Origin of the sequence: Devosia rhodophyticola (assembly GCF_028816475.1) — a bacterium.
Classification (GTDB): Bacteria; Pseudomonadota; Alphaproteobacteria; order Rhizobiales; family Devosiaceae; genus Devosia; species Devosia rhodophyticola.
The window spans coordinates 325,610-345,918 of the sequence record NZ_CP118247.1 but is presented as its reverse complement, the minus strand read 5'-3'; the positions used below and the strand labels follow the sequence as shown (position 1 = coordinate 345,918).

19 protein-coding genes are annotated in these 20,309 nt (G+C 55.7%); 9 read left to right on the top strand and 10 right to left on the bottom strand.

What is annotated here, in order from left to right:
• Nucleotides 1–30: 30 nt before the first annotated feature.
• Nucleotides 31–1,011 carry an acetylxylan esterase gene (locus tag PSQ90_RS01690; RefSeq protein ID WP_282211712.1) on the top strand — a complete coding sequence of 327 codons (981 nt, stop codon included), beginning with the start codon at nt 31–33 and terminating at the stop codon, nt 1,009–1,011.
• On the opposite strand, the gene PSQ90_RS01685 is transcribed toward PSQ90_RS01690, so the two are convergent.
• Genes PSQ90_RS01685 through PSQ90_RS01675 form a run of 3 tightly spaced genes read right to left on the bottom strand, consistent with a single transcriptional unit; the run spans nt 1,006 to nt 3,166 of the window.
• Nucleotides 1,006–1,395, bottom strand: coding sequence for a RidA family protein (locus PSQ90_RS01685; protein WP_282211711.1), 390 nt, complete (start codon nt 1,393–1,395; stop codon nt 1,006–1,008). The two genes, PSQ90_RS01690 and PSQ90_RS01685, sit on opposite strands and share 6 nt — an antisense overlap.
• A gap of 17 nt (nt 1,396–1,412) precedes the next feature.
• Nucleotides 1,413–2,408, bottom strand: coding sequence for a hypothetical protein (locus PSQ90_RS01680; RefSeq protein ID WP_282211710.1), 996 nt, complete (start codon nt 2,406–2,408; stop codon nt 1,413–1,415).
• Nucleotides 2,405–3,166 (bottom strand): SDR family NAD(P)-dependent oxidoreductase, encoded by a 762-nt coding sequence (locus tag PSQ90_RS01675; RefSeq protein WP_282211709.1) that lies wholly within the window; start codon nt 3,164–3,166, stop codon nt 2,405–2,407. Before PSQ90_RS01675 ends, PSQ90_RS01680 begins: the two co-directional genes overlap by 4 nt.
• A gap of 63 nt (nt 3,167–3,229) precedes the next feature.
• On the opposite strand from PSQ90_RS01675, the gene PSQ90_RS01670 reads away from it, so the two are divergent.
• The 4 genes from PSQ90_RS01670 to PSQ90_RS01655 are packed head-to-tail and all read left to right on the top strand — an operon-like array spanning nt 3,230 to nt 6,485.
• The gene (locus PSQ90_RS01670; protein WP_282211708.1) at nt 3,230–4,414 is read left to right on the top strand and encodes an N-acetylglucosamine-6-phosphate deacetylase; all 1,185 of its coding nucleotides are present in this window, start codon (nt 3,230–3,232) and stop codon (nt 4,412–4,414) included.
• Nucleotides 4,407–4,865, top strand: a complete 459-nt coding sequence (locus PSQ90_RS01665; RefSeq protein ID WP_282211707.1) for a hypothetical protein — start codon at nt 4,407–4,409, stop codon at nt 4,863–4,865. The genes PSQ90_RS01670 and PSQ90_RS01665 overlap by 8 nt, the downstream gene beginning before the upstream one ends.
• Nucleotides 4,862–5,353 (top strand): hypothetical protein, encoded by a 492-nt coding sequence (locus PSQ90_RS01660; protein ID WP_282211706.1) that lies wholly within the window; start codon nt 4,862–4,864, stop codon nt 5,351–5,353. Before PSQ90_RS01665 ends, PSQ90_RS01660 begins: the two co-directional genes overlap by 4 nt.
• 4 nt (nt 5,354–5,357) lie before the next feature.
• Nucleotides 5,358–6,485 carry a sialidase family protein gene (locus tag PSQ90_RS01655; protein ID WP_282211705.1) on the top strand — a complete coding sequence of 376 codons (1,128 nt, stop codon included), beginning with the start codon at nt 5,358–5,360 and terminating at the stop codon, nt 6,483–6,485.
• Here the strand turns inward: PSQ90_RS01655 and PSQ90_RS01650 are convergent.
• From PSQ90_RS01650 to PSQ90_RS01640, 3 genes are read right to left on the bottom strand one after another with little or no spacing between them, the layout of a single operon-like run.
• The gene (locus tag PSQ90_RS01650; protein WP_282211704.1) at nt 6,475–8,766 is read right to left on the bottom strand and encodes an MFS transporter; all 2,292 of its coding nucleotides are present in this window, start codon (nt 8,764–8,766) and stop codon (nt 6,475–6,477) included. The genes PSQ90_RS01655 and PSQ90_RS01650 overlap by 11 nt on opposite strands.
• Before the next feature lie 20 nt (nt 8,767–8,786).
• On the bottom strand, nt 8,787–9,869 hold the full coding sequence (locus PSQ90_RS01645) for a sialidase family protein (protein ID WP_282211703.1): 1,083 nt from the start codon (nt 9,867–9,869) through the stop codon (nt 8,787–8,789).
• An 11-nt stretch (nt 9,870–9,880) separates the two neighbouring features.
• The gene (locus PSQ90_RS01640; protein WP_282211702.1) at nt 9,881–10,687 is read right to left on the bottom strand and encodes a helix-turn-helix transcriptional regulator; all 807 of its coding nucleotides are present in this window, start codon (nt 10,685–10,687) and stop codon (nt 9,881–9,883) included.
• A gap of 124 nt (nt 10,688–10,811) precedes the next feature.
• Here PSQ90_RS01640 and PSQ90_RS01635 point away from each other — a divergent pair, with 124 nt between their 5' ends.
• Complete coding sequence (locus PSQ90_RS01635) at nt 10,812–11,585, top strand: phytanoyl-CoA dioxygenase family protein (protein ID WP_282211701.1); 774 nt, start codon at nt 10,812–10,814, stop codon at nt 11,583–11,585.
• 83 nt (nt 11,586–11,668) lie between these two features.
• On the opposite strand, the gene PSQ90_RS01630 is transcribed toward PSQ90_RS01635, so the two are convergent.
• From PSQ90_RS01630 to PSQ90_RS01615, 4 genes are all read right to left on the bottom strand, one after another.
• The gene (locus PSQ90_RS01630) at nt 11,669–13,159 is read right to left on the bottom strand and encodes a M81 family metallopeptidase (protein ID WP_282211700.1); all 1,491 of its coding nucleotides are present in this window, start codon (nt 13,157–13,159) and stop codon (nt 11,669–11,671) included.
• 82 nt (nt 13,160–13,241) lie between these two features.
• Nucleotides 13,242–14,009, bottom strand: a complete 768-nt coding sequence (locus tag PSQ90_RS01625) for an SDR family NAD(P)-dependent oxidoreductase (RefSeq protein ID WP_282211699.1) — start codon at nt 14,007–14,009, stop codon at nt 13,242–13,244.
• Nucleotides 13,987–14,472, bottom strand: a complete 486-nt coding sequence (locus PSQ90_RS01620; RefSeq protein ID WP_282212966.1) for a 2,4'-dihydroxyacetophenone dioxygenase family protein — start codon at nt 14,470–14,472, stop codon at nt 13,987–13,989. Before PSQ90_RS01620 ends, PSQ90_RS01625 begins: the two co-directional genes overlap by 23 nt.
• A gap of 65 nt (nt 14,473–14,537) precedes the next feature.
• A complete protein-coding gene (locus PSQ90_RS01615) occupies nt 14,538–15,188 on the bottom strand; it encodes a GntR family transcriptional regulator (RefSeq protein WP_282211698.1) in 651 nt (216 codons plus the stop codon).
• A gap of 128 nt (nt 15,189–15,316) precedes the next feature.
• On the opposite strand from PSQ90_RS01615, the gene PSQ90_RS01610 reads away from it, so the two are divergent.
• The 3 genes from PSQ90_RS01610 to PSQ90_RS01600 all read left to right on the top strand — a co-directional run bounded on the left by PSQ90_RS01610 (nt 15,317) and on the right by PSQ90_RS01600 (nt 20,261).
• Nucleotides 15,317–16,366: a mannonate dehydratase gene (locus PSQ90_RS01610; RefSeq protein WP_282211697.1), complete on the top strand. Its 1,050-nt coding sequence runs from the start codon at nt 15,317–15,319 to the stop codon at nt 16,364–16,366.
• A gap of 150 nt (nt 16,367–16,516) precedes the next feature.
• Entirely contained in the window at nt 16,517–18,043 is a 1,527-nt protein-coding gene (locus tag PSQ90_RS01605; protein WP_282211696.1) for a glucose/sorbosone family PQQ-dependent dehydrogenase, read from the top strand.
• Nucleotides 18,044–18,470: 427 nt separating this feature from the next.
• Complete coding sequence (locus PSQ90_RS01600) at nt 18,471–20,261, top strand: ABC transporter substrate-binding protein (protein WP_282211695.1); 1,791 nt, start codon at nt 18,471–18,473, stop codon at nt 20,259–20,261.
• Nucleotides 20,262–20,309: the final 48 nt, after the last annotated feature.

The window sequence follows — 20,309 nt, the reverse complement described above, 5'->3', positions numbered from 1 at the left end:
AACACATTCTAACTGTTTGGGGATTGAAAATTGCCACTGACTTTTGACCTGCCGCTTGATGCGCTGCCGACCTATACGGGCCGGAACCCCAAACCCGCTGATTTCGATCAGTTTTGGGCGGCGGGGCTGGCAGAGATGGCGTCGGTCTCGCCCGATGTCGAACTGGTGCCTGCAGAATTTGAATGCAACTTTGCCGATTGCTTCCACCTCTATTTTACTGGCGTCGGCGGCGCCCGAATTCACGCGAAATATGTTCGTCCCAAGGATGCGTCCAGGCCCCATCCTGCCATTGTGCAGTTTCATGGGTATTCAGGCAGCATCGGGGATTGGGCCGATGGCCCCATGCTGGCCTTTGCCGCGCAGGGGTTCAGCTATGTCGGCATGGATTGCCGGGGGCAGGGTGGGCTGTCTGAAGATTGTGGCATTGTGCAAGGCAATACATTGCGCGGTCACATAGTTCGGGGCCTCGAAGATGCGCTGCAGGGTGCGCCAGAAAAACTGCTGTTTCGCAATATTTTTCTTGATACCGCCCAGATCACCCGGCTGGTCATGGGCATGGATGAGGTTGATGCGAATCGGGTCGGCGTTTGGGGCGGCAGCCAGGGCGGTGGGTTGACCCTCGCCTGTTCGGCCCTTGTGCCCGAGGTGGCTAAACTGGCGCCGGTCTTCCCGTTCCTGAGTGACTATCAGCGTGTCTGGGAAATGGATCAGGCCAAAAACGCCTATTTTGAACTGTCCGACTGGTTCCGCCACTTCGATCCGCTGCACCGGCGCGAATCGGACGTGTTCAACGCGCTGGGCTATATTGATATTCAGCACCTTGCAGACCGCGTGCGCGGCGAGGTTTTGTGGCGCATAGGGCTGGCCGATCAGGTATGCCCGCCCTCAACCCAGTTCGCCGCCTATAATAAGCTCAATGCCCCCAGAAAGATGGTGACCTACCCCGATTTCGCCCACGAAAAGCTGCCAATGGAGATGGATCAGCTCTTTGCGTACATGGCAAGTCTATGATGCGCCCCGTGTGCCTGGCACATAGGCAACGCAATCCAGCTCGAATTTGAGTTTGGTCCCCAAAACCCCGATGATCGTGCTGCGCGTCGGCAATGGCTTGGCGAAGTACTCAGCGTATATCGCATTGTACTGCGCCAGATCATCCTGATTCGCGACATAGGATTTGACATTGATGACGTGGTCGAGGCTCAAGCCGCCAGCTTTGAGGATCGCCTCGAGATTGGTAATTGAGCGGCGCATTTCTTCTTCAAATGATCCAACAATGATCCCGCCGGTCTCTGCATCAACCGAGGCCTGCCCCGAGACATACATGAATTCGCCCGCAACAATTGCCGGAGAGAATGGCAGATCGGACTTGGCGCCTTCGTTGATGATTTTGAGCATGATACCTCTGGGATTGATTAGGGATTGAACGTGGCGGGAAAAACCTGTTGCACGGGCTCTGCCTGCCTGTTTTCCAGATTTGCCTGAAGGCTTGGGATCATCTGTTCCATCCAGGCTTGGGTGTTGCAGATAAAACCCGGCTCATTGGATCCGAGCGCATAGCCATAGATATGGGGCCGGTTCTGGCAATGCTGGTTGATCAGATCGTGCCAGCCGTGGGGCACATACCCGCAAACCACATCGGGGCCGAATTTTTCGAGCGCACCAATCAGCCCGGCCGTATCGTTGAAACCGGTTTCCTGATTGACGCTGATGTATTGCACCTGCTGATTGTCGCCCAGCTCCCGATGCGCTTTTTCGAAAGCACTGCGTCGAGCAGTCTGCTCGGGCGAAGCGATCTCACTGTCGAGATAAAGCCAGCGATGTGGCTTTGCTGAAAAATGGCCGAAGGCCGCGCGAATGGCTGGCTCGAAATCGAGGCGATAGGAGTGAACCGCCAGCCCGTCGATGCGCGTGTCAATCACGCTGATCTGCGAGGATGTGTTAGCCAGCGCGTCGGTCGAGGTTTCGCTGGTAATGCCGGTCAGTACAACTGCATCGAGTGCGTCCCACATGGTGATCGGCATCACTTTGTGCGTGAAACTGCCCAGAATAAACTCGTGGCCATCAGAAACCACGCTCTTTTCAAACGCCACGACCAGTTTGGTGTAGAACTCGTTGTTGAAAATGCCACCGCCCACAATGTCGCGGTTGTAAAACATGCCAATGCGCCAATGGGCTTCCGCCCAAGGCGTCTTGACCAGAAACGACCCTTTGCCGACTTGTCGGCGAATAATCTCCTCGGCCTCAAGGTCCTTGAGCGTCTTGATAACGGTGATCAGTGAAAAACCGCAAAAATTGACAATGTCGTTCTGGGACTCGATTCGGTCGCCAACCTTGACGCCCTCGGTTTTCCAGCGTCGAAACAGCATTGAGCGCAATTGCAGGTGGCGAGGCGCCAGTTCGGTGTTCAAGACAGACTTTCCCATGACATTTGATTGGCGGTAATACCGCCATCGATATAAAGCATCTGTCCGGTAATGTAACTTGCCTGCGTCGAGGCCAGAAATACGGCCGCCCCACCGATATCGTGCGGCAGGCCAATGCGGCCAAGCGGGATCTGTTGCCGAAGCGTCTGACGAACTCCATCGCCATCCAGTCCCGCCTTGGTCAGGGGCGTCTCAACGATCCCGGGACCGATGCCATTTGCCCGTATTCCCCGATCCGCCAGGCTGACGGCAAGCGAACGAACCAACATCAAAATCGCCCCCTTGGACGAATCGTAGATGACGCTGTTCTTCTCGGCGGCCTTTGAGTTGGTTGATCCGACACAAACAATGCTGGCGTTTTCCTGATCATTCCCCACGTGGCGCGCGAAAGCTTGAGCTGCAAACAGATAGCCTTTGACGTTGAGATCAAAGGTTTTGGCAAACTGGGCTTCTTCGACATCCATAAAATCGACGTCCTGAAACGTCCCGGCATTGTTGACCAGCGTGTCCAGCCGCCCCAGTTTGGCGTGGGCCTCGTCGATGAATTTGCGTGCACCCGCAACCGTCGACAGATCGGCCTGAACAAAATGACACTCGGTCAGTTCTTTGAGGCGCGAAAGCGCCTGGCTGTCTGGCCGTTCAGCATTGATGACCAGCCGTGCACCCGCTCGCGCGAAGGCTTCCGCAATGCCGTATCCGATGCCGTGGGTCGCCCCTGATATACAAACGCAGGCCGCGCTCATGTTTTGTCCTTGAATCGTCAACCTACTTCATTAATATGATAACATAGTAGGATGGGTGAAGCGATGCAAGTCAGGCAACGATGGAGTGGGGCGACCATTATCACGCCGGGCGGGGCAGTCCAGAGCGATCTTTTGATCGAGCAGGAACGCTTCGTGGCATTGGTTCCGCGTGATGAACCGGTCGGTCCCGATTGGCAACAGGTCAATGTCCAGGGAAAAGTCCTGTTTCCCGGTATTATTGATCTGCTCCAGCACGGCTTCGCCGATCATCTCTACAATGACGCCGAGCCAGATGGCGTTCGCCAAAACGCGAAATTGCTGGCAACGCACGGCGTAACCGGATTTTTGCCATCAATCAGTTGCCTGCCGCGCAAAACGTTAACCGATGTATTGGCGCGCTTGGCGAAAGAGTGCGTAACAGAAACCGGTGCCCGCGCCCTTGGCATTCACAGCGAAGGGCCGTGCTTCGGCGCTCCCGGCGCTCACAACCCCGAAAACATTCAGTTTCCCACCCTTGATTTGGGCGAAGCCATGTTGCGCGCGGCCGATGGCAAGCTGAAAGCAATCACCATCGCGCCGGAGCTTCCGGGAGCCCAAGCGTTTATTGCGCTCATGAAAAATGCAGGTGTTTCAGTACATTTTGGCCATAGCCAAGCCATGCCTGAAAATATCGCCCGCTATGCCCAATGGGGCATTGATGCGGTCACACACACATATAACGTCATGCCCACCCTGCCGCCGCGCACGGACGGCGTGCCGGTCTTTTCCGTCACCGATGCCCTTATCGCCGAACCATCAATAGCGCTCGGGCTGATCAGCGATGGCATTCACGTGCATCCCAAATTGGTGCAATCGCTTTCCCATCTACCGCCCGATCGGGTTTTCCTCGAGACTGATGCCAACAAATATGCGGGTAGCAGTGCCACAGAATTCGAATTTTATCCCGGCTATTGGGTCACCAGCGCCCCCGGTAAAGCGGTTGTTGACCGCAATGGTGGCCTTTGCGGTTCATCACTGACGCCCGCCGAAGCGATGCGGAATTTTCTGCACTTTTCCGGCAAGGATCTGGCGCGTGCTGCCCACGCCAGTAGCCTTGTACCAGCACGCATATTGGGAATGGACGCCGAAATCGGCAGCATCGAAGTTGGTAAACGCGCCGACTTCGCGGTGCTGGAACCTGATACATTGAGCGTCAGTCAAACAATCATCGGGGCGCATCTTGTCTATGGAGGAGAGGTTCATGCCTGATCACGAAAAGCCCATGCGCTACCACGAAGGGGGCAATGTGCATCTGGATTTTCATGGCGCTACCAATACCACCATCGACTACATAATCGCCCAATTTGGCGTTGAGGTCATGGACGAGATTTTCGCCAAGGTTGGCCGCGAGGTATACGCCGACCTTCGCCAGCACCTGTTAGCCGACGATCCTTCTGAAATCGCCCGCCATTGGGAGCATTTTTTCGGCCGCGAGAATGCCGACTTCTCCATCGAGGCAACCGACGACGAAATCGTGCTCACAGTCAGACATTGCACGGCCTACCATCACGTTCAAAAACTGACCGGCGCGGTATCTCCCCATTTTTGCGACCAGACCATAAAGACCAACAACGCCATGGCCGCCGGAACGCCCTTCTGCATTGATACCGAGATCACAGGCCCCGGGGCCTGCAGACAGGTCATTCGGAGGCGATCATGATTCCCAGCGATCATTTCCCCCGGTTTTACAACGAGGTATTCAAATTTCTTGCCACACAGGGACATGCAGCCCTCGAGCAATATTGGCTAGAAATTAGCAAAAATCAGGAGCGCCACACGCTCGAGCTTTTCAAAACCAGGGGCCTGACCGGTATGCACGAATACTGGTCCCATATCCGCGATGAGGAAAATTGCGATCTGGACCTGGAACTGCACGACGACCATCTGGAATTACGGATGAACGTTTGCCCCAGCTTGAGTAAGGTTCTTGACAATGATGCTGCCCCAATGGGGAAATATTGCGATCACTGCGCCGGCTGGATCGGCCCGATCATGGACAAGACGGGCTATCATCTCGTCTACGACGTGATCGACCGGACAAAGCCGCAATGTGTTCTGCGCGTCTTCAAGGATCGCTCCAAGGCGGAGGCTGCGGAAAAGCAGGCAACCCTGCTGATGGGTTGGCCGGGCAAACGAGAGCGCGAATAACAAAATGTCAAAAATGCACATATCAGCGCGCGGAACGCTCGTTGAGGCCGAGGCAGGCACCGATCATGCGGCGCTGACCTTCCCAACGATTACCTGCCTGAGCAACGGCGACATGCTCGCTTGTTGGCGGCAGGGCTCCAGCAAGGAGTGCGACAGCGAGATCATTGGCTTTCGCCGATCAACCGACAATGGCCGCACGTGGGGCAAGACCTACTTTCCCTTTGATGCTGCAACTGTTGACGGGCGCAATGGCAGTCTCAAGATTTGCTATGTAACCCAGATCACGCCCGATCAACTCGTTGCAGCGGTCATGTGGGTTGACCGAACGGCCTTTCCCGGCCAACCGCTGTTCAATCCCGAGACTGAGGGCTGTCTTCCCATGGCCATCCTTCTCGCTCATTCGCACGACAACGGGCAAACCTGGTCCGGGTTTTCCAAAGTCGATTTGCCTGAAAATCTTGGGCCACCCAGCCTGACAAATCCGATGATGGTCTTGACAGATGGAACCTGGCTACTCAGCATCGAAACCAACAAGACCTATATGGACGGCTCCCCTTGGAAACAAAAAGCCGTCTTTGTGCGGTCCGAGGACAAGGGTGAGCATTGGTCTGATCCCTGGGACGTCGCTGTCGACCCGTCGGGTAGAATTTTCAACTGGGATTTGCGCTGTGTCGTCACCCCGACTGACGAGATCGCCACGTTCGCCTGGACCTACGACAAAAAAGCCAATCGCTATTTGAACATACATCGCCGCATCAGCACAGATGGCGGTCGCAGCTGGACAGCGTCCGAGGACTTGGGCATCACCGACCAGGCAGGGCGACCTGCCACACTGCGCGATGGCCGCCTGCTGCTCCCATGGGTTGACCGGTTTGGCTGCGCCTCAATTCAGCTGCGCACGGCCCAGGGCATTGATGCGCCGTTCCAGCCTGATACGCAGATCGACCTGCACCAGCAATTGGAAACGGACAGCCGCACGAACGCTGCGACCGGCGAACTGCTGGCTGAAATGGGACTGTGGAACTTCGGATTGCCCTATGCCGAGGCCGCGCCCGATGGCGGCGCTATTGTTTGCTATTACGCTGGAACGCCAGAGGCGATGAGTCTGCACTGGATGCGAATCAATCCCTGAGCCGGTGCTTCAGCACCGGGCGCATGACGATGCAGAGCAATACCAGTAACGCCCGATGCGGTGCCTTAATTTCCCGCGTTGCATCCATGACCGATAGCACCATCGTGCTATTGGGGTGCTTGCTATTGGCCACATAGGCGCGCAGATCCTGCAATGCGCGAAACGCTGTCAGCGTGTCGCCGCCACCCAGTTCTGCCGCCACTTTGGCCAACAATTTCCGGTGGTTCTGCGCCTCCTCGTTGGAAAGCCGCCGGAGTGTGTCGGCAATGCGATTGAGCAGGTTTGGCAGCCGAAAGCCGATGAATTTTTCCTCGCGCCGCCAGTCCTGCGAAAACGACTCTTCGCATTGAAGAATTTTGGACACCGCCAACAGAACGACCTTGCTACGCGGCTCGCCTGCAATATCCACGTCATCGCGCACCAATTCACAGTAAAACCTCAGCAGTGGCTCAACGCTTTCCCGATCCCCCAGCTTGCCAAGCGCCGACGCAGCAGCCAGCCGACAATCGAGTTCGGGATCGTCTTCCAGCTGCGCACGGATCAACGGGAGACTGGCATCGTCGCGAATTTCGCCGAGCGAACGCGTGGCTCGGGCGCGCAGGATCGGATTTGGATCATTCAGGAACTCAGAGATTTGGTTGTGGCTCGTCACAGATCTTAGTCGCCCCAACGCCGTCAGCGCTGCATATTGCAGCTCCACCAGCCCGTGATAGCGGAGCATGTTTTCCAGCTCGGTGACCACGCGGGCATTTCGGGGCAAGTGTCCCAGCGCCTGAATGGCTTCATAGCGCACATCGAAACTGGGATCGCGCAGCGCCTCGAACAATTCTTCTTTCGCAAGCGCACTGCGCGTCCCGCCAAAGCGATAGGTCAATTCGCGTCGCCGCTCTTCCGATGTCAGATGTCCATAGCGATGAACGCCCCAAAGGGCCTGCAGGGAGTTGCCAGTGGAGAACTGACTGATGAAGTCCTTGACGCCCGTTCCGCCTTCCTCCCTCAGGAAGGCAAAGGCGACAAGCGATGCTGACAACAGGAGCGCACACAAGACAAATAGCGTTTCGTAACTGCCCAACGTAAAGCCGAGCACCTGAGGCTTTGACTGTTCCAGCCAGAACACCAGAAATCCGGCGCCAAAAGTGGCCGAGCCTCCCACGATTCCATCGACGCTATAGGACAGGGCAGTGTAGCTTTCTTTGTTGGCCGGCGGCACATAATTGAGCAAATAGACGTTGCCTGCCGTGATCGAGCCATAGGCCAGAAAGCCGAACGCGGAAAACATCAGCGCCGCGATGATGGTAACGCCGGGCAACTCCGGGCTCATCAGAGGAAAGCTGAGCAACAGAAAAACCTGACAGACTTGCAACGTGATGCGGATGCCGCGTGAGCCGTACCGATCAACAATCCAGCCGGTCGCCAGACTTCCGATGGCTGCCCCCACCGGTATCAGCGTGGAGAGGAAAATCAGTTCGCCTGACGCCAGCGACAGCCGAAGCTTGAAAAACAGCAGCAGAAAAACGCCCATGACCGTCACGATCAAATATTGGGTGCCCGAAGAAAACAGAAAAATCAAAAAGTTGTGGTCTCGCAGCGGTGCCTTGAGATTGGCCATCGCCGCCATGCCACGGGCGCCCTGCGGATTTGGTTTTCCCCCGCCCAGGCCAATAAGACTGAGCGCCCCGATAAGGCCCACAATGATGCCAATGCCAAAGACCGGCACGAAACGGTCCAACCCGACCCGACTATCGAGCCACAGCTTGATTGCAAACGAAACGCCCAGCGCGATTGGCAAACCTGCAATGGCCAACCGCCCCATGATTACACCGCGCACCACACGCGGCATGAATTCCTGCGACCACGGTACGTAGGCGGCTTCGGCAATGGTGCGGGACAGGGAAAATAGCGCCATGGCCGTGAACATCAGCCAAAAAACCGTGTCGGGCGCACCATAAAAGGTAGGAGCGATCAAGAACAACAACAGGAACAGGTAGCGAACGGTCAGCGCGGTACTGGCCACACGCCTGCAGCCGAACCGCATGATCAACGGCAGGAATGCAATGCCCAGCAGTTGGAAAAAGGGCATGATGCCCCCCAACAATCCAATCCGGTCGGCCTCCAACCCCATTTCAGAAGCAAACAACGTCATCGGTGCGCCGACAAGCGTCATCGCCGCTGCACCCGTCAAGGTGCTGGAGATAAACAGGAACGGCAAGCGTCGCATTTTGTCGTAGTCGGTCTGCTCCACCGGCAATGCGTTGGGCGCTAGGTGCTGCGCATCGGACACTGATCGAACTCCCCGATCCGCTATAATTCCACAATGAAAGACTTGATCACATGTTGGCCGTTCTCGACCATCCAGCAAGTCGCCAGCACCTCACCATTGCGCAGCTCTAGCAGCGATGGCTGGCCAAATTTCAGACTGCCAAACTGCTTGCGAATATCGGATGTATCGCTGCCAAGCCCGGCATCGGCAAATAGATCCAGCGTCTCGATAACGTCAAGCCTGTTGTCGACCAACTGGCTCCGCCGCACCACCAGTCCAACCGGTGCTTCCCGGTGAGCATGTATTGTCAGCAGTTCGCCATTACCCAAAGCGACAAGATTGGCCGCCTGGCCCAAAATGCCAGTATCAATAGCCGCGCCGAAACCGACGCCGCCATCCATCGATATCACCAGCCTGTTGGTCAAATTGGCTTTGTTGACGGTGTCATAGGCCCAAAACAGCACAGCGACCCGTCCCGGAGAAATTTCGCACAACCGGCATTCCCACGCGGCGATAGTGCCGCCGGGCGCTGCAAAGAACGTGGAAAGCTTCGACCAATTTTTCCCATGATCGTCGCTGCAGATAATCCAGCCCTCATGTCCACTGGTGCCAAGATGAAATGGCGCTGCAGCCCCCAGTACGCGCCCCGAGGCTAACTGAATGCAGGGGCCCGACATTTCGAGTGGCTTCCCACCAATCTCGATATTTTCCGGCACCGACCAAATATGCCCGCCATCCGCCGAAAAGCTGACCTTGTTGTGCATTGGCAGCACCGCGAAGGTTTGTTCATCCACAATCGGGGTGAGGGCATCGGGTCGCAAAAAAGTATAGCCTGTGGCAATCAGCGTACCATCGTCCAACAACAGCGGCTTGAAGCTTTCCGACTGCTGCACGGTTCCATATTCATGCGAATGTAGGGGCTCTGGAGCCGACCAGTGGCGGCCATTGTCGGCACTGTGGCAACAATAGGCGCGCTGATCAGCAGCATCAAAGGCCTGTCCAATGGAAAACAGCGCCAGCAATTCGTCATTGTTCAATTGCACGACGCCCGGAAACACCGCCTGACGGCTAACCAGAAGCGGCTGTGGGTTCTCGTAGACAATGACTTCTTCGATGACTTTCATGCCATTTTCTTTCACGCAAATGGGTTTGACCAAGCTCGATATTGGCCAGGCGTTTTGCCTCGGGATTTTCTGAATGCCGCGCTCAGCGTTGCCGGATGTCCATAGCCCACCGCCTTCGCAATCTCTGAAAGGGAATAGCCCGTGGTTGCCAGCAATTCCTCAGCCTTGCGTAACCGCAGTTCACGCAAGTGCTCGCCCGCTGACGTGCGCCAGATCTTGCGGTGCAGTGAGCGCAGCGCACTTTCCCGAATACCGAGGGTGTGGGCGACATCACTCAGGGATCGCATTTTTCCAAGCGATCGAGCCGCCAGATCCCAGGCCAGCAATAGCCGGTCTTCCTCGTCCGAATCTTTTACTTCTTCGACGTCCTGGGATACATCGAACCCGTCCAATATGCTGCGCAGCAGCCGTTGTCGGCGCCCAAGCAGGGCCTTGTCGGGGCGACGCGCCAATTGCAGGGCGAGCCGGATCTGGTTTTGCAGATGCAACTCCTCGCCCTTGTGCGGCAGCAGTATGCTCGGGCCGGGCTGTGCATATCCGTCGACTGCCAAAACTTCAAAATGGCAGATCGAAGCGGTTGCAAATGCGCCAATCGCCCGCCCTTCGAATCGGGTCCCCTGCATGATCAAAACCCCGTTCGGCGCTGCCAATTCCAGATACTTGCCCAACTGTTCGAATCCGATCCGCGCCCGGCCTTCATGTATCCAAAGCAAATCATGAAACGGCCACTCCATTGGCCCGATCTGCAGTCGCCGGTCAAATCGTCCGAAACGATGATCCCGTAGTACCAGCGATCTCGGATCAACATCATATTCCATAACAAAAATCGTCCGCTATCGCGGTGAAGTTGTCGGAAATCCTATTCTTGTGCCGATCATCGCAAGAGACAACCAGCCTTCCAGGAGCGCTTACTGGTGTCATTGTTCCGAGGAGGAAAACATCATGACCGCTCTGGCTCAGCAAGAGGACGCGGACAAGGCAGATTTTGATCGCGATGGTTATATTACGCGTCAGCCGCTTTTTGACGCTGCGAAAATGGCTGAGATCAGCGGCGAACTGGATCGCTACATCACCCAGTGCATCCCGAAAATGCCCGATACCGAAGTCTACTATGAGAACAAGGATGATCCATCCACGCTCAAGCAACTTCAAAACATGTTCAAATACGACGACTATTTCCGCGACCTGATCGAAACGGACACCATCCGTGCCTTGGCGGAAACGGCGCTGGGCGAGGAAGTGAATCCGGTGAACCTGCAATATTTCAACAAGCCCGCAGGCATTGGCAAAGGCACGCCACCACATCAGGATGGTTACTACTTTCACCTCACACCACCCAAAGCCGTTACCGGTTGGTTGGCTCTGGAGCCGGTTGATGATGAGAATGGATGCATTCACTACGTCCGCGGATCGCACAAAGCCGACGGCTTTCGGCCCCACGGACGCTCGGGTGTGCTTGGCTTTTCGCAAGGCATAACCGATTTTGGAACGCCTGAAGACGCAACCAACACCGTCAATTTTCCCGGCGATGCAGGCACCTTCTTGCTGCATGATTCTAAGACCATCCATTGGGCCGGCGCCAATCGCTCCACCACGCGGTCGCGACGCGCCCTGGGCTTTATCTATTTTGCCAAAAGTACCCGTATAGATGAAGCGGCAAAGGCCGCCTACAAGGCCAAACTGGAAAGCGAATTGCGCCAGAGCCAAAAAATCTGATGCGGATGGCCGGCCCCGGACAAATTCGCCGTCGATGAACTGGTTGGCGCGTGTGGATGTAATCCTGACCGCGCCAGCCGGGTTCATAAGCTGATCTGCTTGCCGGAGAGTTTTTCAAACGGCAACCGCCTCAGATCGCTGGTGCAAAGCCCCGGACTGTCCACATTGTAACTGCGCACCGCGATGGGATCATAGGCCTCGCGGTGTGATACGGCTGCCTTGACCACGACATAGCGCGCCTTTTCGACATTGATCCCCTGGGAATGTAATTGCCCCAAATCCATCGGCGGTGTTTTTCGGCTGGTCACCAGCACGATGGCTTGCTCATTTCGCAGAACCGCGCACGGTCCCATTTCAATGTGCGTTCCCATCATTGAAGCCAGATGGGATCGACGGTTCTCCAACTCGAATGCCCCATCGCTTAAGCTCTCGATTGTCCCGGTGAACGGCATGGGTTCGCCGTGATGACGGTCAATTTTTCCCCCGATTGACAGTGTGACCGACTGTCCTGGCTTGCTCTTGTGGCATAGTTGAGCCGCCGCCGGATCGTTGATGATCGCGATAATGCCGCGTCGGCCAGTTGCGAGCAGGGGGGCCAGAATGCCGGTCGCGTCGCCCGGCGTGCCGCCCCCAATATTGTCGGCCGCCTCGATCAGGAGTATTGGACCGTCCGCTGGCGGGTCGGCATCAATATCGGCCAGCACGGCATCAAGATTTCTCTCAGCCGGATAGGCCTCTTTCAGCCAGCTTTCCGTGGTTTTCAGAATTTGCTCAAGATATCCCATGGCCTTGGCGCGATCCCCGCGCGTGCAACAGTTGAGGCTGTATCCGCAATCGGCAATATCGGCATAGGCGTAGCCACCCATGACATTGATGCACAATATTTCTGAGTCTGCCGCTTCGATGGCGCGGGCTTGGGCGAGGGCGGCCTTCATTGGGTTCGAGCTGGTTCCCAGCCCCGTTGGCGGAAACACATATTTTGTCGCCAGGTGGACCTGAGTAACATCCGGTCGGTCCATTAGATTGCCCAGTAATTCGGCCCCGCGCACTGCGGCCTGACGGGCATCGGTATGCGGGTTTTCGCGATACGATACGAGGCAGTCGCTGTTCTCCAGCATTTTTGCCGAAACATTGGCGTGGAGGTCAATCACGCCAGCGACGGGGATATTGCGTTTGGCCCGTTTGAGAAAGGCTTGCACCTCGGCAAGAATTTCCCCTTCAACATCGTCAATGTCCACACTGACCATCGCGCCATGCAGGACCAGATATATGCCGTCGAGCTTGTCGACATGCTGTTCAAGCCCCGCAAACAATTTGCTGCGAAAAAGGTCAATGGCGGCCTGCTCAACGGTACCCGAGGGCATGGCGGCCATCTGTATGGTTGGAATGATCGACCAGCCCTCCGCCTGCGCGTGGCTGATAAACCCATCGGTTGGCGAACCATTGCCCAAATTGTTGGAAATAACAGCGTCACCCTGATTGAGCGCCATCTGCTCGAAAGCATCCAATCCCGTTTTCTGCTGCAAAAACGTATGCGTCTCGTGATAAATGCCCGCCAACAAAACAGTACGCATACCCTGCTATCTCGCCAATTTTTCAATTATCATATTAGTATGATAACCAAATGCATGGGCGCGTCAATTCGGGTATCCCAGATCAGGCGATTGAATATCCCCCATCGATCGCCAGCGTCGTGCCGGTAATGAATGCGGCGGCTGGCGAGCACAGAAACAGCGCCGCACCAGCAATGTCGTCTGGCTGCCCCCAGCGGTTGAGCGGGGTGCGCGAGAGAATAGCCTGACTGCGGTCCTCGTCTGCGCGCAATGTCCCGGTCAGGGGCGTTGCAATCCATCCCGGCGCAACGGCGTTGACGCGAATATTGTCGGGCGCATAGGCAATAGCCAACGACTTTGTCAGTTGGGATATGCCGCCCTTGCTTGCGGCATATCCAGGCACCAACCCGCCACCGAAAATCGACAACATCGATGCCAGATTGACGATTGATCCAGTGCTGCTTGCTGCCAACAGCGTGCGGGCCGAAGCGCACATACGCATGGTGCCATTCAGGTTGATGTCGACGACTTGCGCAAAAACTTCCGGATCATGCTCATCATTGCGCCGAATGATACCGGCGCAATTGACCAGCACATCGAGACGGTCAAGTCCCGCCATCATGCCGGCGATTGCCTCGCCGTCTTGAACATCAAGCACCCGCATGTCGGCAGGAACAGGCTTATCCCCAAGTGCCTCAATTTCATGGGAAAAGGCACCGACACCGGTAACATCAGCCCCTGCCGCTGCGAATGCGCGCGCCACTGCCAGACCGATCCCTGATGTACCGCCAGTCACCAGAACTCGCTTGCCCGTATACCACGGCCTGGCCCACTCATAGGCGTCCACGTCAGCGGATAAATTGGTCGACATATTCAGCACCTAGCCCGTTGCTGTCATAATGTGCACGGCACATATCGATTTTGGTGAAAACGTCTTCGTAGCCAACGTGCTTGTTGTCATCGTCCAGATAAATCATCGAGCCGGTGATGTTGAAAAAGGTGATCATCTCGGCGCAATCTTCGGGTACCATTAAGGTGTGGACTTCCCCCGGCGGCTCGAAAACATAGGACCCGGTATTGGCGACCCAGTCGTGTTCGAGATAATACCAGCGCCCTTTGATGACGTAGCCGTGGACTGGATTGGGGTGCAGGTGACGCGACAAGACTCCCGCGCGCCGCACACGCAGGAGATTGCACCACTGGCCCTGCAACGTATTGAGCATCAGCGGTCGGAACCAGACCCCTTCAGCCTGCGGCACCCAGACGCGTTCGTCATTGGGTACAGCCTCCACGGCAATCTCAGGCGGTGCCAGTCGGTGTGCGGTTCCTTTCATGTCGGTATACATTGAACCTGCCACGATATGATCTCCCAATTGGTGAAAAAGCCTGATGAACAGTCTCAGGTTGTCAGAATACGGTGCAATACGCCTTGCAAATGCTTGTCGAGCGCATCCAGTGCGCCCTGAACATCATGCTTGCCCAATGCATCGAGCAGGGCAAGATGCTCGCTCATCGATCTCGTCGTACTGGCTGGATCGACTGCATCTGGATTGACCAGCCGCAGTAGAAACATTTTCTGGTGCAACCGCTCATACACCGTATCAATTTGTTGGTTCTCAAATGCATCGACAAACCTGCTGTGAAAATCCCATTCCAGCAACCGCACTGGCTCGCGATAGATCGTGGGTTCGCCAACGCGCTGTACATAATCGATGATTGCTTCGTGTTCAGCTTGCATTTTGGCCACCCAATCCAGATCCACAGACCTCGCAAATTTGGCCAGCCCTTCACGCTCCAGCATGCCGCGAAACTGGAACGTATTGCCGACAAATTTGACGTCGGGATAAAAAATCGTGATCCCGATCCGACGGCGAACTGTAATCAGCCCCTCCGCTTCGAGCAGCGTTGTGGTTTCGCGCATCGGCGACAATGAGAAACCCAAAACCTCGCATAGCTCATCCTGCTTGAGGGTTTGTCCAAGCTTGAGGTCGCCCGCTATCAACGCGTCAACAAATGCCAGATAGCCGGGATTTTCTATCCCGTTGCCCATGCCTGCCTCCCTCGCCAATGATTAGGGGCGTTGACAGTTCTTACGATACCAGAATAAGATTTTCTAGGCTCGTTGAAATATATTTAAACCATCACTCTTGATGGTGCTGCGGAAATAGGGGCAAAATCATGGGCATCAGAATTGCCGTGGGGCAATTTCATGAACTGACGGAAGAGCGGCTGCGCTTTGCCGCTCAGATCGGCGCCACGGGCCTTCAGATGAATAACCCGACGCTGCCGGGGGATAAACGCTGGGAACCCGAAGATGTGCGCGCCCTTGTTGAAAAGGTCGAGGCTGCCGGGCTCAAATTCGAAGCCATCGAAAATGTGCCTACTCACTTCTACCACAAGGTGATGATGGGGCTGGATGGGCGCGACGAACAGATAGAAAATTATCAGGCAACCATCCGCGCAGTGGCGCGGGCAGGGGTGCCGGTTCTGGGTTACCATTTTATGCCCAATTCTGTCTGGTCAACCAGCAGAACCGCCTTGACGCGCGGCGGCGCCACGGCGCGCCAGTTCGACATGTCCATCGTCGAAGCCAATATTGACGATCTGGAAACGCTGCGCAGCTTTATGCCTACAACCCTGGGGCGAGCATCCTCCATGCCCCTGTTCGGCAAGGATGGCCCGTTCATCACCGAAGATCAAATGTGGGCTAACTATGCCTATTTCATGGATGCGGTCCTGCCGGTTGCCGAGGAAGAGGGGCTAAAGCTGGCCCTGCACCCCGATGATCCACCAGTGCCTATGTTGGGTGGTGTCGCGCGGCTGTTCTATCGTCCCTGGGGCTTTAAACATGCCTATGAGCTGGCAGGGCAATCGGAAGCCTGGTCGCTTGATCTTTGTCTTGGCTGCTGCTCGGAAATGGAAGGCGGCAAAGACAACGTCACCGAAATGATCGAGTATTTCGCCCCCAAAGGCCGAATCTCCTACATCCACTTCCGCGACGTGAAAGGCTCGGTGCCAAACTTTACCGAGTGCTTCATCGGCGATGGTAATTTTGATCCCGCCGAAGTCATTGTTCTTTTAGCCAAAAATGGCTTTGATGGATTTTTGTTGGACGACCATGTGCCCAAGCTTGATGGCGACAGCGATTGGAACCACAGAGGCCGCTCCCACGCCGTTGGCTATATGCAGGGTCTGGTTCGGATGGCAGACTTTTTGAAAGTGAATTGACCCGACGAACGCCGCAATACGTAAATTGAGGGCAGGCGAACATCAGCACGAAAAGGATATTAAGCCGGTAGCGAAGCAAAACAGAACTGCGATGAATTGATAATTTGAACGACAACCGCCGGACAACGGCGCGGGGAGGGGAATGTTCGGATGAAGCATCTTGGAGCACTTGCAATGGTTGCCCTGTTGGCGACGGCGCCTATTTGTGCCCAGGAAGCGCCCGACAGGGTCGTGCCCGGCAATGTGCAGTTCCAGATGCGCGTGTTGACCACCGGCCTCGACGCCCCATGGGAACTGACCTGGGGACCCGATGATATGCTTTGGGTTACCGAACGTACCGCCAGCCAGATTACCCGCATTGATCCCGAAACCGGCGTTAAATCCCCCTTGATAACGATTGAAGAAGCCTATGCGCCCGGCGGGCAGGATGGATTGTTGGGTCTCGCGCTGGATCCCGGTCTGTTGCAGGGCACCGGCAATGACTACATTTATGCCGCCTACACCTATATTGATAAGGCGCGCGGCGCTGACCCGGTGGTGACGGACCCCAACAGTCCCTATCGCTATTTGTATACCAAAATCGTTCGGCTGACCTACGATGAAACCACCGGATCCCTTGCTAGTCCCGTCGAACTGATCGCCGGATTGCCTGCCAGCAGCGACCACAATTCCGGTCGCATGAAAATTGGTCCCGATGGCAAGCTCTATTACACCATAGGTGATGGCGGCAAAAACCAGCTTGGCAATTGGTGCATCCCCATAGAGGCGCAGCGGCTACCCACAGCCGACGAATTGGCTGCAAGCGACTTTATCGCCTACCAGGGAAAATCATTGCGGCTCAATCTGGATGGTTCAATACCCTCGGACAATCCAGCGATTGATGGCATTCGCAGTCATATTTTCACCTATGGCCACCGCAACATGCAGGGCATCGATTTTGCGCCGGACGGCACACTCTATGCGTCTGAACAGGGGCCGAAAACCGATGATGAAGTCAATGTTTTGGTGCCGGGGGGCAACTATGGTTGGCCGCACGTCGCTGGATTCAGAGACGACAAGGCCTATCAGTTTGCTCGCTGGAAAGATGCCTCAACGCCCTGCGAGCAACTCCAGTTCAGCGACATCACGATTGATCCATCAGTGCCCGTTGAAAACGAAACTGCATGGACCGAGCCCTTTCAACCGCCGCTGGCAACGCTGTTTACCGTGCCAAGTGATTGGAATTTTACCGATCCCGATTGTAACGGCATAGATTTCATCTGCTGGCCAACGGTCGCCGCATCCAGCATTCAGACCTATATGCCAAGTTCCGGCGGCATCCCCGGTTGGGATAATTCGCTTCTGGTCACGACGCTCAAACGCGGTTCGATCTATCGCCTGCCATTGAGCGATGACGGGCAGTCGCTTCGTGGTCCAATCGAGCGCTATTTCCGGTCGGAGGATCGCTTCCGCGATACCGCCCTCAGCCCTGACCAGCGCACAATTTATGTCGCCACGGATTCTGGCGGAATGGCCGAAGCGCTAGCGGGTGGCACGACAACGAAAATGCAGCATCCCGGCGCGATCCTGGCCTTCACATTTTCCTCGGATGCTGCAGAAGCAATGGCACCAAGGCCTGGCGCGGCGGCAAGATACCTATCCGGATTGGCCGTCAAAAATAGGGAGGGCAGCAGATAAGCACAGTCGGTGCCGAACGGACGGTGCACCAACGAATCAGGGCTGTTGACATGGGAGTTAACGGCCTCTACTCATTAAGTATTACAAATAAAATTGGACCGACGACTTAGGTCGTTCGATACCAATTGCGAGGAGAAGTCGAGCGGAAATATCCATATGAGTGGGTAATACTGTTCGGTTTATACTAAATGGGGCTAATTATGCTGACGAACGCTTGTTCGCTGCGCAATTATACTCGTCCTGTTGAGGTTTATATTGAGCTGGCATTGCGAATGTTTGCCTTGGGGTGAATATATGCCCGTCAATCAAGACGCGGTGCGAGCCGAAGGAGAGGAGACGATCGACGGTACAAAACTGTCACATCAATTGCTCTGAAGTTTAGATGCCTTTTCGTTCCAAAAGACAGAAAAAGGGAGAAAACTGTCTCATGGTTAGATTGAAATTATCCGCCGCATTGGTTTCGTTAGCACTGGTCATTGCACCGGTCGCTGCCATTGCCCAGGATGCCGCAACCATAGCGGCCACGGAAATCGTACCCAGCGCACCATTGCCAGTGGTACCACGCAATCAGACTCTCGCGCTGGGGTGGGGCGTTGCCGGAGGGTCATCCGTCGGCACCACCAACCCATGGGCTCTGCCAGGTTACACCCATCAGGAAGGCAACAACCTGATGTGGGAGCCGCTGATGTATTTCGCCATCTACAAGGGCGAATTCGTTCCCTGGCTCGCCGACAGCATGGAATATACCGACGACAGTTTCACCACGCTTGAAATCAAGCTGAACAAGGACGCCGCCTGGAGTGACGGCAATCCGGTGACATCCAAGGACGTCGTTTACACATTTGAAGGGCAGATGCAGAACGAAAAACTGCCCTACCATGCACAGTTTTCGCAGCAGGTTGCCAGTGTAACGGCAATTGATGATCTCACCATCGAGGTCAAATTTACCGAGCCATCGCCGCGCTTCAAGTTCGAAGTGCTTAGCGAAAAATTTGATACTGGTATTCCTATCGTTCCGGCTGACTATCTATCGGCCCAGGCCGATCCAACCCTGGCGCCCGGACGCGATGAAATGCCTCATTCGGGCCCCTATGATATTGTGGCCTGGAACGTCAACCAGAAGATCTTCGATCTGCGTCCGGACTGGTGGGCCGTCAAGGCCGGCCGTATCGCCGAACCAGCGGTCAAGCGTGTGGTTGTGGTCAACATCCTCAATCAGCCGATCGACACTGTGGCCCAGCGCATCGTGAACAACGAGTTTGATTCATCGGTGGACATGCGAGCTCAGATCATTGGCACTATTCTTGAGCAGAACCCGGACGTCCAATCCTGGACCGGCAAGGAGTCACCTTACGGCTATCTTGACTGGTGGCCGAATTCGCTCTGGATGAATGACCAGCTTGAACCCTTCAGCGATCCGAATGTACGCAAGGCCATCAGTCTGGCAATTGACCGCAATCTGATCGACGAAATTCTTTACGAAGGAGCCAAGATCGCAACGATCTATCCGTTCCCGCTCTATCCGAACCTGCAAAAATTTGCAGATTCTCCAGAAGTCAAAGCCGAGGAAGCCAAATACGAACCCGGCAAATTTGACCTCGACGAGAGCGCCCAGCTGATGACAGACGCGGGCTTTGAAAAGAACGGCGACGGCTTGTGGGCAAAGGATGGCAAGTCAATTGACGCGACCATCCAGGCGTTTGAAACTATCCATGGCGACATCGCTCCGGTTCTGGCTGAAATGTTGCGCAATGCTGGCTTCGATGCCAACGTCAACTTTGGTACCGACGCATACCAGAACATGGTTGATGGCAAGGCAGGGCTCTACATGTTCGGCCACGGCGCCAGTCTCTTCGACCCGTTCGAGGCGCTGAACCTGTTCCACGGTAAATTCAGCAACGCCATCGGATCGTCTGCTGGTAACAACCGCTTCTCTCGCTACAGCAACCCCGAATATGACGCTTTGATCGACGAAATTGCACCGCTCGATTCAAACGATCCAAAGTTCATTGAAGGGGCCGCCAAGGCACTCGGCATCTACTGGCGCGACACGATCGACGTGCCGATCATCCAGTGGCTGCACCGCATTCCGTACAACAACCACTATTGGGTCAACTGGCCGTCTTCGACCAATCCGGTAATGGGTACGAATGGCGCATTCTGGGCCCATACAGGTATGCTGGTGATTGCTTCACTGCAGCCTTCGGGCGCCGAATAATCTGCACTTTTGAGATGCGCGCGCCAACTGGGGCGCGCATCTCCCCTA

Bases quoted from the DNA above. Each gene is read 5' to 3' on its own strand.
- PSQ90_RS01620 (WP_282212966.1), bottom strand. From the start codon at position 14,472: ATGAAAGGAACCGCACACCGACTGGCACCGCCTGAGATTGCCGTGGAG.
- PSQ90_RS01655 (WP_282211705.1), top strand. From the start codon at position 5,358: ATGTCAAAAATGCACATATCAGCGCGCGGAACGCTCGTTGAGGCCGAG.
- PSQ90_RS01645 (WP_282211703.1), bottom strand. From the start codon at position 9,869: ATGAAAGTCATCGAAGAAGTCATTGTCTACGAGAACCCACAGCCGCTT.
- PSQ90_RS01600 (WP_282211695.1), top strand. From the start codon at position 18,471: ATGGTTAGATTGAAATTATCCGCCGCATTGGTTTCGTTAGCACTGGTC.
- PSQ90_RS01610 (WP_282211697.1), top strand. From the start codon at position 15,317: ATGGGCATCAGAATTGCCGTGGGGCAATTTCATGAACTGACGGAAGAG.
- PSQ90_RS01640 (WP_282211702.1), bottom strand. From the start codon at position 10,687: ATGGAATATGATGTTGATCCGAGATCGCTGGTACTACGGGATCATCGT.
- PSQ90_RS01675 (WP_282211709.1), bottom strand. From the start codon at position 3,166: ATGAGCGCGGCCTGCGTTTGTATATCAGGGGCGACCCACGGCATCGGA.
- PSQ90_RS01605 (WP_282211696.1), top strand. From the start codon at position 16,517: ATGAAGCATCTTGGAGCACTTGCAATGGTTGCCCTGTTGGCGACGGCG.
- PSQ90_RS01685 (WP_282211711.1), bottom strand. From the start codon at position 1,395: ATGCTCAAAATCATCAACGAAGGCGCCAAGTCCGATCTGCCATTCTCT.
- PSQ90_RS01670 (WP_282211708.1), top strand. From the start codon at position 3,230: ATGCAAGTCAGGCAACGATGGAGTGGGGCGACCATTATCACGCCGGGC.
- PSQ90_RS01630 (WP_282211700.1), bottom strand. From the start codon at position 13,159: ATGCGTACTGTTTTGTTGGCGGGCATTTATCACGAGACGCATACGTTT.
- PSQ90_RS01635 (WP_282211701.1), top strand. From the start codon at position 10,812: ATGACCGCTCTGGCTCAGCAAGAGGACGCGGACAAGGCAGATTTTGAT.
- PSQ90_RS01615 (WP_282211698.1), bottom strand. From the start codon at position 15,188: ATGGGCAACGGGATAGAAAATCCCGGCTATCTGGCATTTGTTGACGCG.
- PSQ90_RS01660 (WP_282211706.1), top strand. From the start codon at position 4,862: ATGATTCCCAGCGATCATTTCCCCCGGTTTTACAACGAGGTATTCAAA.
- PSQ90_RS01625 (WP_282211699.1), bottom strand. From the start codon at position 14,009: ATGTCGACCAATTTATCCGCTGACGTGGACGCCTATGAGTGGGCCAGG.
- PSQ90_RS01665 (WP_282211707.1), top strand. From the start codon at position 4,407: ATGCCTGATCACGAAAAGCCCATGCGCTACCACGAAGGGGGCAATGTG.